This is a genomic window from Micromonospora sp. MP36, from assembly GCF_008119785.1.
Lineage (GTDB): Bacteria > Actinomycetota > Actinomycetes > Mycobacteriales > Micromonosporaceae > Micromonospora.
This window is the reverse complement of sequence record NZ_VSFA01000028.1, coordinates 1-13,536: the sequence shown is the minus strand read 5'-3', so window position 1 is coordinate 13,536 and position 13,536 is coordinate 1. Positions and strand designations below refer to the sequence as shown.

Annotated in this window: 11 protein-coding genes; 7 read left to right on the top strand and 4 right to left on the bottom strand. The window is 73.3% G+C overall.

What is annotated here, in order from left to right; translation table 11 throughout:
• Nucleotides 1-34 precede the first annotated feature (34 nt).
• Entirely contained in the window at nt 35-2,065 is a 2,031-nt protein-coding gene (locus FXF52_RS19670; protein ID WP_148798652.1) for a serine/threonine-protein kinase, read from the bottom strand.
• A gap of 204 nt (nt 2,066-2,269) precedes the next feature.
• On the opposite strand from FXF52_RS19670, the gene FXF52_RS19665 reads away from it, so the two are divergent.
• Complete coding sequence (locus FXF52_RS19665) at nt 2,270-3,853, top strand: methylmalonyl-CoA mutase (RefSeq protein WP_148798650.1); 1,584 nt, start codon at nt 2,270-2,272, stop codon at nt 3,851-3,853.
• A gap of 741 nt (nt 3,854-4,594) precedes the next feature.
• Complete coding sequence (locus FXF52_RS19660; protein WP_148798649.1) at nt 4,595-5,854, top strand: amidohydrolase; 1,260 nt, start codon at nt 4,595-4,597, stop codon at nt 5,852-5,854.
• On the opposite strand, the gene FXF52_RS19655 is transcribed toward FXF52_RS19660, so the two are convergent.
• On the bottom strand, nt 5,811-6,809 hold the full coding sequence (locus FXF52_RS19655; protein ID WP_187413597.1) for a DUF4349 domain-containing protein: 999 nt from the start codon (nt 6,807-6,809) through the stop codon (nt 5,811-5,813). The genes FXF52_RS19660 and FXF52_RS19655 overlap by 44 nt on opposite strands.
• A gap of 200 nt (nt 6,810-7,009) precedes the next feature.
• Here FXF52_RS19655 and FXF52_RS19650 point away from each other — a divergent pair, with 200 nt between their 5' ends.
• From FXF52_RS19650 to FXF52_RS19635, 4 genes are read left to right on the top strand one after another with little or no spacing between them, the layout of a single operon-like run.
• Nucleotides 7,010-7,639, top strand: coding sequence for an MBL fold metallo-hydrolase (locus tag FXF52_RS19650; protein ID WP_148798647.1), 630 nt, complete (start codon nt 7,010-7,012; stop codon nt 7,637-7,639).
• Between the two features lie 5 nt (nt 7,640-7,644).
• On the top strand, nt 7,645-8,586 hold the full coding sequence (locus tag FXF52_RS19645) for a hypothetical protein (RefSeq protein ID WP_148798645.1): 942 nt from the start codon (nt 7,645-7,647) through the stop codon (nt 8,584-8,586).
• Nucleotides 8,587-8,629: 43 nt separating this feature from the next.
• Nucleotides 8,630-9,370 (top strand): hypothetical protein, encoded by a 741-nt coding sequence (locus FXF52_RS19640; RefSeq protein WP_148798643.1) that lies wholly within the window; start codon nt 8,630-8,632, stop codon nt 9,368-9,370.
• Between the two features lie 41 nt (nt 9,371-9,411).
• Nucleotides 9,412-10,374, top strand: a complete 963-nt coding sequence (locus FXF52_RS19635; RefSeq protein WP_148798641.1) for a GNAT family N-acetyltransferase — start codon at nt 9,412-9,414, stop codon at nt 10,372-10,374.
• Between the two features lie 74 nt (nt 10,375-10,448).
• Here the strand turns inward: FXF52_RS19635 and FXF52_RS19630 are convergent, their stop codons facing one another.
• On the bottom strand, nt 10,449-10,904 hold the full coding sequence (locus FXF52_RS19630) for a gamma-glutamylcyclotransferase (protein WP_148798639.1): 456 nt from the start codon (nt 10,902-10,904) through the stop codon (nt 10,449-10,451).
• A 106-nt stretch (nt 10,905-11,010) separates the two neighbouring features.
• Here FXF52_RS19630 and FXF52_RS19625 point away from each other — a divergent pair, with 106 nt between their 5' ends.
• Nucleotides 11,011-12,414, top strand: coding sequence for an NAD(P)H-quinone dehydrogenase (locus tag FXF52_RS19625; RefSeq protein WP_148798637.1), 1,404 nt, complete (start codon nt 11,011-11,013; stop codon nt 12,412-12,414).
• A gap of 32 nt (nt 12,415-12,446) precedes the next feature.
• On the opposite strand, the gene FXF52_RS19620 is transcribed toward FXF52_RS19625, so the two are convergent.
• Nucleotides 12,447-13,202, bottom strand: coding sequence for a DUF998 domain-containing protein (locus tag FXF52_RS19620; protein WP_148798635.1), 756 nt, complete (start codon nt 13,200-13,202; stop codon nt 12,447-12,449).
• Nucleotides 13,203-13,536 lie beyond the last annotated feature (334 nt).

The window sequence follows — 13,536 nt, the reverse complement described above, 5'->3', positions numbered from 1 at the left end:
CGGCGGCGGAGCACCACTGCCCGTCGGCCTCGACTCAGTTGGCCCCGGTGAGCTGGAACGACTGGGCCATCGCGTCGAAGATCGGCTTGCTCTCGGCGAACTTCGCGTCGTTGGCGCTCAGGTAGAACGAGTAGACCTTCCCGTCCTGGACCACGCCGCGCCACACGCCGTGCCGCATCGAGTCGCCCTCACCGCAGGTGTACTCGAACTCCGCCGCCGGCTTACCGGCCAGGGTCGTCTCCGACATCGCGAGCTCGTTGTAGGGCCTGGCACAGGACTTGCTGTTGCCGCGTAGACCCCGCGAGGCGGACTCTGCCCAGCTCTTCGACGTGCCGTTCCACTTCTCCGCCAGGATGCGGACCTTGCGCCCGCTGTTCTGCGGGTCGACGTAGTCGACGTAGACGCCGCCGGTCTTGCGCTCCCAGCCCTCGGGCACCTGGACGCTGATCCCCTTGGTGGAGACCTCCTGCATCTCGACCGGTGGGGCCGCAGCGGTGGTGGGCAGCGTGCCCACGATCGGCGGGGGCTTCTCGTCGCCGCCGCTGTTGAGGGCGATCACGCCGATCAGCAGCAGCACGGCCACGCCCCCGGCAGCGGCCAGCTGCACCTTGCGCGGCCAGCCCTTGACCGTGGCGAGGAGTTGCTTGCCGACGCCGCCGGCCTTGCCGGGGGCACCGCCGACGGCCGGCGCGGCGGGCGGGGTGGCCCACGGCTGGCCGGTGCCGGGCACCGACCACTGGGTGCCGCCGTACACCGGCTGGGTGGCGTCCACGACGCGGCCGTACACCGGCTGGGTCGCGTCCGGGTGGCCCGCGCCGACCCGTTGGGTGGCATCGGGGTGCGCGCCCCCGAACCGCTGGGTGGCCTCCGGCGAGATCCGCTGGGTGGCCTCCGGGGCGGCTCCCGGCACGGGCATCGCGCCGGTGGGGGTGTGCAGCGGTCCGGCCAGGGCGTCGGCGCTGGTCTCGTCCAGCGCCGCGCTGCTCGCGGCCGTCGTCGACTCGGGGCGCTCGCCCTTGCGCAGGGCGGCGAGCCGGTCGGTCAGCGACTCGCCGGGGGCGATCATCGCCCGGCCGCCGATCTGCCCGGTCGGCTTCGGCTCGGGCGCGGCGGGCAGCGGCATCGGTGGCCGCTGCACCGGCACCACGGAGTAGGGGTCGGTGACCGAGTTGACCGCGACGGCGTTGCTGGTCAGCGGGCCGGCGAGCAGCTCGCGCAGCATCCGCCGGGCGGTGTGCACGTCGTACCGGCGGGCCGGGTCCTTCTCCAGCAGCCCCATCAGCACGCCGGTCATCGGGCCGCTGCGCTGCGGGGTGGCCGGCGGATCCTCGACCACCGCGTGCATGGTCTCGATCGGGTCGCCCTTGTCGAACGGGGGGCGGCCCTCCACGGCGGTGTAGAGCGTGACGCCGAGCGAGAAGAGGTCGCTCGGCGGGCCGAACTCCTGGCCCATCGCGCGCTCGGGCGAGATGAAGTGCGGCGACCCGAGCACCATGCCGGGCGTGGTGAGCTGCACGTCGGTGGGCATCCGGGCGACGCCGAAGTCGGTCAGCACGCACCGGCCGTCGGTGCAGATCAGCACGTTGGCCGGCTTGACGTCGCGGTGCAGCACGCCGATCGCGTGGGCCACCTCCAGGGCGCCCAGCAGCGCAATGCCGATCTTGGCCACCACGCGGGGCGCGACCGGCCCGTCCTCGATCACCATGTCGGCCAGGCTGCGCGCGTCCAGCAGTTCCATCACGATCCACGGGCGGCCACCCTCGGTGACCACGTCGTAGACCTGGACCACGGCCGGGTGCTGGATCGCGGCGGCGGCCCGGGCCTCGCGGAGAGTCCGCTCGTACAGCGCGTCGCGGTCGCTGGGTGCCAGCCCCGGCGGGAGCACCACCTCCTTGACCGCCACATCGCGGCGGAGCAGGGTGTCGGTCGCACGCCACACCGTGCCCATGCCGCCGTTGCCCACCGGGGAGCGCAGCGAGTAACGACCACCGATGGTGGTGCCGGGTGCCGCGCGTCCTGTGGGGGGACTGACTGGTCCGCCGCTCCACGTCGGGATCTGAGTCACAGAAAAGCCACCGGGGGATATCGAGGGGGCTGGGACACAACCCCCCTATCTTGCTGGTTCCGACGCCCGATGCGAAACCCGACGCGGCGGACGTTTACCTACTCGACGGTATGTGGCCAGCTACTCACCTGTCGTCGAGCAGGCCGGCGCAGGTGTGCGGTATCCCTCACCCATCGACCGCCGGCCGCGTCCTACCATCCGGTAATGAGCGAACGGCGGTCAAGCGAGTCCGGTTTCCCGATCAAGGGCGTCTACACGGCGGACGACCTCCCGGGAGAGCTGGCCGAGCGGCTGGGCGCCCCGGGCGAGTACCCGTACACCCGCGGGGTGTACCCCACGATGTACACCTCCCGCCCGTGGACCATGCGGCAGTACGCCGGCTTCGGCACCGCCACCGAGTCCAACGCGCGCTATCACCAGCTGCTGCGCGCCGGCACCATGGGCCTCTCCGTGGCCTTCGACCTGCCCACCCAGATGGGGTACGACTCCGACGACCCGATCGCGCACGGCGAGGTGGGCAAGGTCGGCGTGGCCATCGACTCCATCGACGACATGCGGCAGCTCTTCGACGGCATCCCGCTGGACAAGGTCTCCACCTCGATGACCATCAACGCGCCCGGTTCGGTGCTGCTCCTGCTCTATCAGCTCGTCGCAGAGGAGTCCGGCGTGCCGGGCGGGGCGCTCAACGGCACCATCCAGAACGACATCCTCAAGGAGTACATCGCCCGGGGGACGTACATCTTCCCGCCGAAGCCGTCGCTGCGCCTGGTCGCCGACACGTTCGCGTACTGCCGGGCCGAGGTGCCCAAGTGGAACACCATCTCCATCTCCGGCTACCACATGGCGGAGGCCGGCGCGACGCCCGCGCAGGAGATCGCGTTCACCCTGGCCAACGGCGTCGAGTACGTCCGGGCGGCGCTGGCCGCCGGCCTGGACGTGGACGACTTCGCGCCCCGGTTGTCGTTCTTCTTCGTCGCCCGCACCACCCTGCTCGAGGAGGTCGCCAAGTTCCGGGCGGCCCGGCGGCTCTGGGCCCGGCTGATGCGCGACGAGTTCGGGGCGAAGAACCCGAAGTCGATGATGCTGCGGTTCCACACCCAGACCGCGGGCGTCCAGCTCACCGCCCAGCAGCCCGAGGTGAACCTGGTCCGGGTGGCCGTCCAGGGACTCGGGGCGGTGCTCGGCGGCACCCAGTCGCTGCACACCAACAGCTTCGACGAGGCCATCGCGCTGCCCACCGAGAAGGCGGCGCGGCTGGCCCTGCGGACCCAGCAGGTGCTGGCGTACGAGACCGACCTGACCGCCACCGTGGACCCGTTCGCCGGGTCGTACGTGGTGGAGGCGATGACCGCCGAGATCGAGGCGGCCGCCGACGAACTGATGCAGCGGGTCTTCGACCACGGCTCGGCGGTGGACGCGATCGAGGCGGGCTTCCAGAAGCGGGAGATCGAGCAGTCCGCGTACCGGATCGCCCAGGAGATCGACTCGGGCGAGCGGGTGGTGGTCGGGCTCAACCGGTTCCAGATCGACGAGGAGGAGCCGTACGAGCCGCTGCGGGTGGACCCGGCGATCGAGGTCGCCCAGGCGGAGCGGCTGGCCAAGCTGCGCGCCGAGCGGGACGCCGGGGCGGTCGAGCGTGCCCTGGCCGAGCTGCGGGCCGCCGCCGAGGGCAGCGCGAACGTGCTCTACCCGATGAAGGAGGCGCTGCGCGCCCGGGCCACCGTCGGCGAGGTCTGCGGGACGCTGCGCGAGGTGTGGGGGACGTACCGGCCGAGCGACCGGTTCTGACCCGGTTTCCGACCGGGCACCCGAGGCGGGTGCCCGGCCTGGTCCGCGTCGTCCGATCCGCGGCTTGACCTGGGCGTACGGGTATCGCCGCGAGGCCCCGTGGCGGCGTACAGTCGATGGTCTCCCCGCACGTGAGCGGAAGCGGAGACGGCTCTGCGAGGGTGCCGGCGGGCTGATGCCGGCCCGCCCGACGGCACCTTCGGAGTGGAACCGCCGGGCGGCGTCGCCCGGCCGTCCGGCGAGCCGTGGGGGCAGTGGGGCCCGGCTTGCGCACGTGTGCGGACGACTGCTGCGGGTCGTGGCGTGGCGTCAGACACGCCGAGCTGGAGTGGTCGGTCGGAATGCGGGTAACCCGGTCGGGTGAACGGGACGGACAGACTGTGCGGTCGCACAGTGGACCGGCATGTCACCGTGGGGAGTCGTCCGGCAGCCGACTGTTGTCGCGCAATTGTCCGACCGGCAGTTAATTGCCGGGACTAATGCGACAATTCGGAACGACGGCCCGGGATTTGGTGACCGTTGAATCGGTTACGCGTTGTAGGAGGTGTGGGGCAGATGACGGCGTTCGACCGCGATCTACCTGCTGTCCCGCAGATATTCGAGCCTTCCCACCAGGGCATTCGTGACGCTGCGCGGTCCGACCGCTACGCGAAAGATGTTGCGCAGCGTCACCGTCGGCGGTCTAGGCTGTCTGCTGTTCTTCCCGAAGATCCATCCATTTCTAGTGATCGAGAATTCGACGTGACGAGTGCGTTGACGCTGCCTTCCGGCAGCCCGCTGGCGGCGTCCTGGCCGGAGGCGCCGACCGGGTCCCAGCCCCTGCCCTTCGAGCTCGACCATCTGCTCGCCCTCCGGGTACCCGGGCTGATCGCCACCCGCCGTCACATCCACTCCCACCCGGAACTGTCCGGCGAGGAGTTCGAGACGGCCGCTCTGATCCACCGGGAGCTCTCCCTCGCCGGGCTGAAGCCGCGCCTGCTGCCCAAGGGCAACGGTGTCATCTGCGACATCGACGGGCGCCCGGACGGCCCAGTGATCGCCCTCCGTGCCGACATCGACGCGCTGCCGCTCACCGACCCGAAGGACGTGCCGTACCGGTCCACCGTGGACGGCGTCTGCCACGCCTGCGGGCACGACGTGCACACCACCGTGATGCTCGGCGTCGGCATGCTGCTCGCCCAACTCGCCGACCTCGGCCAGCTCGACGGCCGGGTCCGGCTCATCTTCCAGCCGGCCGAGGAGATCCTGCCCTGCGGCTCGCTCGAGGTCATCGAGGCCGGCGGTCTCGAGGACGTGGTGCAGATCTTCGCCGTCCACTGCGACCCGAACCTCCCGGTCGGCAGGGTCGGCCTCCGGGTCGGCCCGATCACCGCCGCCGCCGACAACGTCACCGTCCGGCTCACCGGCCCGGGTGGGCACACCGCCCGCCCGCACCTCACGGTCGACCTGGTCGACGCGCTGGGCCGGCTGGTCACCGAGGTGCCGGCCCTGGTCAGCCGGCGGGTGGCGGCCAACAGCGGGCTGCTGCTGGTGTTCGGCCACGCCTCGGCCGGTACCCGCTACAACGTCATCCCCTCCGAGGCCTGCGCCGCCGGCACGCTGCGGGTGATGGACCGCGACACCTGGGATCAGGCCCCGAAGATCGTGGCTCAGGTCGTCCGGGACGTCATCGCCCCCACCGGCGCCACCGTCGACCTGGAATACCTGCGCGGCCGCCCGCCGGTCACCAACGACGCCCGCGCCATCGGCGTACTCACCGCCGCCACCGCGGCCGCCCTCGGACCCGAGGGGATCGCGGAGACCCCGCAGAGCATGGGTGGCGAGGACTTCTCCTGGTATCTCGAGCACGTGCCGGGCGCGCTCGCCCGCCTCGGCGTCGGCCGGAACGGGCCCAACGTGGACCTGCACCGGGCCTCGTTCGACGTGGACGAGCGCGCCATCCCGGTCGGCGTACGCCTCATGGTCCAGACCGCGCTGCGGGCACTGGCGGCGGCGCGCTAGGCGCCGGGCCACCCACCGGACCGGCCGGTCCCGGCACCGTGGGGGCCGGGCCGGCCGGCGGTGCCCGGCGCGCCCGACGCCGGCGCGCGGCCCGGACCAGCAGCACCACCGGTACGCCGAGCACCACCGCGAACGGCAGCACCGCGCCCAGCACGGTGAGCAGTACGAACATCGTGGTGACGAAGACGTCCCAGCCGCCCCGCAGCCCGACCAGGAAGCCGAGTTCCGGCCCCTCCTCGGCGGTCGTCGCGTCGGTCCCGACGAAGGTGACCGTGATGGTGGAGAGCGCGGTCAGGTCGGCGAGCCGGCGCTTCTTCGCCTCCAACGACGCCAGGTCGGCCTCCCGCCGGCCCACCTCGTTCTCCAGGGTGACCAGTTCGTTGATCGACGTCGCCCGGGCGAGCAGCTTCCGGGCGCTGTCCACCCGGGCTCGCTGGGTGGCGATCCGGGCGTCCAGGTCGACGGTCTCCTCGGTGACGTCCTCGGTGCGTACCTGGCGCTGCTCCGGCCGGCCGAGCCGGGCCAGCGCGTCGACGACCGCGGTGAACCGGTCCGCCGGCACCCGCAGGGTCAGCTCGGCCCGGGCGTCCGCCGCCTCGCTGTGCCGTTGGTCCCCGCCGACGAACCCGCCCGCCGCGGTCGCCGCGTCGGTCGCCGCGCGGGCCGCCTTCTCCACATCCTCCACCCGGACCTGCAACGTGCCGGTGTAGATGATCGACCGCTGGTCGACCCGCAGGTCCGGCTGGGCCGCGCCGGAGCCGCCCGGGGCGGGTGCCGCCTCGTTCCGGCCCGCGCCCGCCCCCGCCTTGTCCTGGTCCGCACCGGCAGCCGGCGCCTGCGCCGCCGTACTGTCGTGCTGCCCACCGTCCGCGCCGCAGGCCGCCACGGCAAACATCACCGCCAGCCCCACCGCCGCCAGCGGTACGGCCCGGCGCAGTCCTCCTCCTCTGCTCATGCCGCCACCTCGCTGCGCTCGACGCCGGCCTGAGGCACCAAGGCACTGCACTGATGATTCGCTAGCTGACGCTCGCTCATGTCCCCGCTCCGATCTCGACGACCCCGTCACGGGGTCGATACGTCGGACGCGACGCACCATCGCGCCGGTTCCGGCAGACTGCGCTGAGGACGTCACGATTCGATAATCGAGGAGTCACGATGCAGGTCACCAAGTACGCCCACTCCTGCCTTCGCGTGGAGCACGACGGGGGTGTGCTCGTCGTCGACCCCGGTGTCTACAGCGAACCGGAGGCGCTGGACGGGGCGGACGCGGTGCTGATCACCCACCAGCACCCCGACCACGTGAACGTCGAGGTGGTGACCCGGGCGCTGGAGCGGCGCCCGTTCCCGATCCACGGCCCAGCCTCGATCGCCGAGGTCCTCGGCGACGCGGCCGAGGCGCTGACCGTGGTCGCGCCGGGCGAGTCGTTCACCGCCGCCGGTGTGGCGATCCGTGCCTACGGCGGCCAGCACGCCGTCATCCACCCCGACATCCCGGTCATCGAGAACCTCGGCTTCCTGATCAACGACGTGGTCTACCACCCCGGGGACTCGCTGGTGGTCCCCGACGACGTCCAGGTGGACACCCTCTTCGCCCCGATCCACGCGCCCTGGAACAAGTTCTCCGAGGTGGTCGACTTCATCCGGGCGGTCGCCCCGCGCCGGGCGTACGCGCTGCACGACGGCCTGCTCAACGACACCGGCTTCAACATCTACGACCGGCAGTACGCCGCGCTGTCGAACACCGACTACCGCCGTCTCGAACCGGGCACCCGGATCGACGCCTGAACGCCGTGGCCGGACCCACCCCCGAGCTGGTCCAGCGGCTCTACGCGACCCCACCCGACCGGTTCGTCGCGGCGCGGGACGCCGCGGCGGCCGAGGCACGCCAGGCGGGCGACCCGAAGGCCGCCCGGGAGATCGGCAAGCTGCGCCGGCCCACCGTGGCCGCCTGGCTGGTCAACCTGCTCGCCATCCGCCGCCCCGAGCTGGTCGCCGACCTGGCGCAGCTCGCGGAGTCCCTCCGTGCCGCCCAGCGCGACCTGCGCGGCGCCAAGCTGCGCGAGCTGTCCGCGCAGCGGCGGGCGGTGGTTGGCGCGCTCGTCGACGAGGCCCGCAAGCTGGCCGCCGGCGAGCCGGGCGCCCCGTCGGCCGGGAAACTCCCGCTGGCCGAGGTGGAGGCGACCCTCAACGCCGCGCTCTCCGACACCGAGGTGGCCGAGCAGGTCCGGACCGGCCGGCTGCTTCGGGCCACCCACTACGCCGGCTTCGGCGAGGTGCCCCGCCCGCAGCTGCGGCTGGTCACCGGGGGCGCGGAGGAGCCGGCCGTACCGGAGGAGCCGACGGCCGGGCGGGCCGCTGCCCGCCGGGAGCGCGACGAACGGGCCGCCGAACGGGCGGCCCGGGCCGAACGGGCCAGACGCCGCCGCGCGCTGGAACGCGAGCTGTCGAAGGCCCGTGGCGAACAGGACCGGGCCGAGACGGAACTGGCCGAGGCCGCCCGGTCCGAACGCGACGGCGCCGCGACCCTGGATCGGATCGAGGCCGAGCTGGCCGAGATGGAACGCCGCCGGGCCGTCGCCGAGCAGGAGCTGAGCCGGGCCAAACTGGCCCGGCGGGGTGCCGAGCGGTCGCTCACCGCGGCCCGGCGGCGTACCGGGGAGGTGGAGGCCGCGATGGAGGCGCTGGACGCCGAAGAGGGGGATGCCGACGAGGGCGACCAGCGGGCAGACTGACCGGGATGAGTGACCACGGTGGACGAACGGCGTTGGTCCGCCGATGACTCCCGAGCAGGTCGCCGCCGCCAGCAAGCCGCTGGTGCTGGAGCTCGGGGAGGCGTTCTCCCGCTGCCCGGCGACGCTGCGCCGGGCCCGGCTGCTCGGCATCTCCGGCTGGGCGTTCTACATCACCGGCCGGGCCGGTGCCCTCGGGGACGTCCGCGCCGAGACGGTCGCCGCCGCGCTCGGCTTCATCGCCCCCGACGCGGTCGCCGACGGCTGGGACGCCGCCGCCCGTACGGTCCGCCCGCTGGCGGTGGCCGAGGCGAACCTGGCCGAGTGCTGCCGGTGGGGCGTCGAACACCTGAGCGACGCGCCCGAGTCGCCCCGCCTGGCCGGTCTGCTGGAACGCGCCGTCGACGCGGCGGACGGCAGCGGGATGCCGCTGTTCGCAGCCTGGCGGGCCATGCCGGTGCCGGATCGCTCGCCCGGCGCCCGGGCGGCCGTCGCGCTGCTGCGGCTCCGCGAGCACTTCGCCGGGGCGTACCTGCTGTCGGTCCGGGCCGCCGGGATGACCCCGCTGGAGGCGGTGCTGGCCGGGCCGGAGGGGGAGGCGGGGGCCGCCGCCTGTGGCTGGTCACCCCCGTACCCGCCGGTCGGGCCGCTGGTGCGGCGGCGGCTCTGGGCCGAGGTCGTGACCGACCGGCTGGTCGCCACCGCGTTCCGGGCGCTCGCCCCCGGCGAGGGAGCGGAGCTGCTCAACCTGCTCACCGCCGCCCGGCTGCACCTCCGCGGCGGATAAATGAGAGGCGCGCGGGGCGGGTGGCTGCCAGGATCGGCGGCGTGACCCTCCCCGCCGGTTGGACCGCCCGCCGCCCCACCCTCGACGACGTGCCCGCGATCCTGAAGGTGGTGCACGCCGCCGACACCTTCGCCATCGGTCACCCGGACTTCGACGCCGAGGACGTCGAGTCCGCGCTGACCGCCCCCTTCGTCGACCCGGCCCGGGACTCCTGGCTGGTCACCGACCCGGACGGCACCGCGGTCGCCTGGGCGATCCTGGACAACCCGACCGGGGTCGGCCGGGAGTTCGTCGAAGTTCTCGTCGACCCCGACCGTGGCGCGGACCTGCGGGCCCCGCTGCTGGCCCGGCAGCTCGACCGGGTCGCCGAGCGGGCGGCCGAGCGCGGGCTGTCCGCGTTGACCGTCCGCTGCGCGGTCTTCGCCCCGGAGACCCGGTGGGCGGCCGAGCTGGTCGAGGCCGGCTTCACCCGGGTCAAGCGGTACATCCGGATGACCCGCTCGCTCGCCGATCTGCCCGCCGAGCCGACCCCGCCGGCGGGGGTGACCGTCCGCCCGCTGCGCGCCGGCGACGAGGCCGACCTGCGGCTGTTCCACCGGATCTTCGACACCGCGTTCCGGGACACCCCGGACTACGAACCGCTCGGCTTCGAGACGTGGCGGGAGCAGCTGCCGTCGTACGGCAAGGTCTGGGACGAGTGGTTCGTCGCCGAGGTCGACGGGACGCCGGCCGGTGCCCTCCAGTCCTCCGACCAGGCGCTGGAGCACGACATGGGCTGGGTACGCACGCTGTCGGTGCTGCCGGCGTACCGGCGGCGCGGGGTGGGCGCGGCGCTGCTGCGCCGGGCCTTCGCCACCTACGCCGCGAAGGGTCGGGCGTCCGCCGGGCTCGGTGTCGACCTGGCCAACCCGACCACCCCGGTGACCCTCTACCGCTCAGTGGGGCTGGGCGAGGTGCGCTGGACCGACATGTACGAGCGGACGGTCCCCGCCCCGGGTGTGTGACACGCGACCCGCGCTCCGGGGTCGCCGGCTGGGCGGGGGACCGGCCGGGGGAGACTGGGCGCGTGGGAGAGCCTCTAGGCCGACGCGGTGCCGGTGGGGCGGGACCGCAGCTCGGTGACGTAGTCGTCCGGCGCGCCCGCCTTCTCCGCCGCGTTGGCGATCTCCGACAGGTACCACGACGTCGGCAGGCCGCCCTCGTAGCCGTCGAACACGTAGACCCACGCGGTCACGTCCCCGTCGAGCGTGGAGACGCGGACGGTGAGCTTCCGGTACGTCTCGGCGGTCACGCCCTCGATCTCGTCGAGCTGCGCGGCGTCGTACGGGTGGATGTCGTAGAGCGCCACGAAGACCCGGTCACCCGGGGACTCGACCACGGTGCTGACCGAGCCCTCCCAGCCGATGACGCCCTCGCCCGCGAAGGTGAGCCGCCACCCCTCCAGCCAGCCGGTGCCCACCATCGGCGAATGCGGGCAGTAGGCGCGCATGCGGGCGGGGTCCAGGTTTGAGCCATAAGCGGCGTACAGACGCACGGCGATGACGATAGCCCGGTCGGCGGGTGGGGGAGAATACGACGGTGCGTGTCGAGCGCGATGGGGAGAAGAAAGTCACTGTGAGCACGGACGAGGGGCGAGCGCTGTGAGCCAGATCGTGATCATCGGCGGGGGACCGGCCGGGTACGAGGCGGCGCTGGTCGCCGCCCAGCTGGACGCTGATGTCACCGTGGTCGAGGCGGAGGGGGCCGGCGGCGCCTGCGTGCTCTCCGACTGCGTCCCGTCGAAGACCTTCATCGCCAGCTCTGAGGTGGTCACCGGCTACCGGGACACCGAGGAGTTCGGGGTGCACTCGGACGGCCTGGAGGCGGTCACCGTCGACGCCCGGGCGGTGCACGACCGGGTGAAGCGGCTCGCCCTGGCCCAGTCCGCCGACATCCACACCAAGCTGGTCAAGGCCGGGGTGGAGTTCGTCGCCGGCACCGCCCGGCTGGGCGAGGACACGCTCGGTCACACCCACCGGGTGATCGTCACCCCGGCCGGCGGTGCGGAGGAATACTCGATCGCCGCGTCCACCGTCCTGATCGCCACCGGCGCCACGCCGCGCCAGCTCCCCACCGCCGTTCCCGACGGCGAGCGCATCCTGACCTGGCGCCAGGTCTACGACCTGCCGGAGCTGCCCGAGCATCTGATCGTGGTCGGCTCCGGCGTGACCGGCGCCGAGTTCGCCAGCGCGTACCTGGCGATGGGCGTCGAGGTCACGCTGGTCTCCAGCCGGGACCGGGTCATGCCGCACGAGGACGCCGACGCGGCGCTGGCGATCGAGCGGGTGTTCCGCAACCGGGGCATGAGCATCCTCAACAAGTCGCGCGCGGAGGCGGTCCGCCGGACCGCCGACGGCGTGGAGGTCGAGCTCAGCGACGGCCGTAAGGTGTCCGGCAGCCACGCGTTGATCGCGGTCGGCTCGGTCCCCAACACCGCAAACCTGGGCCTCGCCGAGTACGGCGTCGAGCTGGCCCGGGGCGGCTACGTGACCGTCGACCGGGTCTCCCGGACCAACGTCCCCGGCATCTACGCCGCCGGCGACTGCACCGGGGTGCTGCCGCTGGCCAGCGTCGCCGCCATGCAGGGCCGGATCGCCATGTGGCACGCGCTCGGCGAGGCGGTCCGCCCGCTGCGGCTGCGTACCGTCGCCGCGAACGTCTTCACCGATCCGGAGCTGGCCACCGTCGGCGTCTCGCAGAACGAGGTGGACGCCGGCAAGGTCCCGGCGCGCCAGGTCATGCTGCCGCTCTCCGGCAACGCCCGGGCGAAGATGGACGACCTCGCCGACGGTTTCGTCAAGCTCTTCTGCCGCCCGGCCAGCGGCCAGGTGATCGGCGGCGTGGTGGTGGCGCCGAAGGCCAGCGAGCTGATCCTGCCGATCACCATGGCGGTGGAGAACAACCTCACCGTCAACGAGCTGGCCCAGACCATCACCATCTACCCCTCGCTGTCAGGCTCGATCACCGAGGCGGCCCGCCAGCTCATGTTGCACGAACTGGAGTGACCCCGCCGCGCCGACCGGCCGCCGTCGCCCCGTCACTCGGACGCCAGGAGCTGAAGCTCCCTGGCGGCCGGGGGCGCCGTTGCCGCCGCCGTCGCCGGGACGGTTTCGGCGACGCGGCCGGCCGGTCGGCGGGTCAGTGCCACCGCGAGCACGCTGAGCAGGGCGACCTCGGTGACGATGAGCAGGCGTTCGGCGAGCCCGATCAGCATCCGGTCGCCCGGGTAGGCGGACCAGATCATCGCCCCGGCCAGCAGCAGGCTGGCCAGGGTGAGCGCGCGCAGCCAGCCGGCGGCCCGGCTGCCCAGGTGCCCGGCGAGCAGCCAGCCGGCGACCGGCAGGGCGAGGAAGGCGACCACCGAGGCGTACCGGTGCAGGTAGGCCGCCGTGCCCATGGGCAGGCCGGGCTCGTTGGTGGGTACCACAGCCGAGGTGACCAGGCCGGCGGTCCAGGCGGCCAGCAACACCCCGGCCACCCGCGGCCGCCGCCCGATCCGGCCCGGCGCCTCGCCGCCGGTCGGTGCCCGCCGCTTCCCGCCGGGCCGCGACCCGGAGGGATCCGAGCCCGCTCCGGTACGCCAGACGACCGGGATCAGCACCGCCGTCGCGGCGGCGAGTACCGCCATGGCCACGTCGATGACGCCGCCCCGGTCGGAGACGGCGAAGTCGCTGACGGTCAGCGACCAGGGGCTCAGGTCGTCGTTCACCTGAAGATGGCCGAGTACGGCGAGCACCGCCGCCAGGGCGATCCCGCCGAGGGCCAACAGGGCACTTCTCCGGTTTCCGGGCATGCCTCAGCCTGTCGCCGGACCGGTCCCAAATGGATCCGGGACGGCCACCCACTTCCGTCCCCGGGTCGTCCCCTAGAGGCCCGCACATCGGCGACTTTGCGCTATCCCGTGTCCAGGACACCGCCAGATCGCCGATATGCCGATCAGTCGGCCGAAACCTCGGCCCCGACCCGAACTTTGGCCTCGACCTCGGTGCGGGTGTGGCGGGCGCTGATCGCGCTCATCCCCCAACCGGCCGCCCCGAAACCCCCCGCCGCCCCCCCCCCCCTCCCCCGCAGCCGCCCCGCCCGCCCCGGCGGGGGCCCCCGGGGGCGGGGGCCGGCCGAGAGAGCGG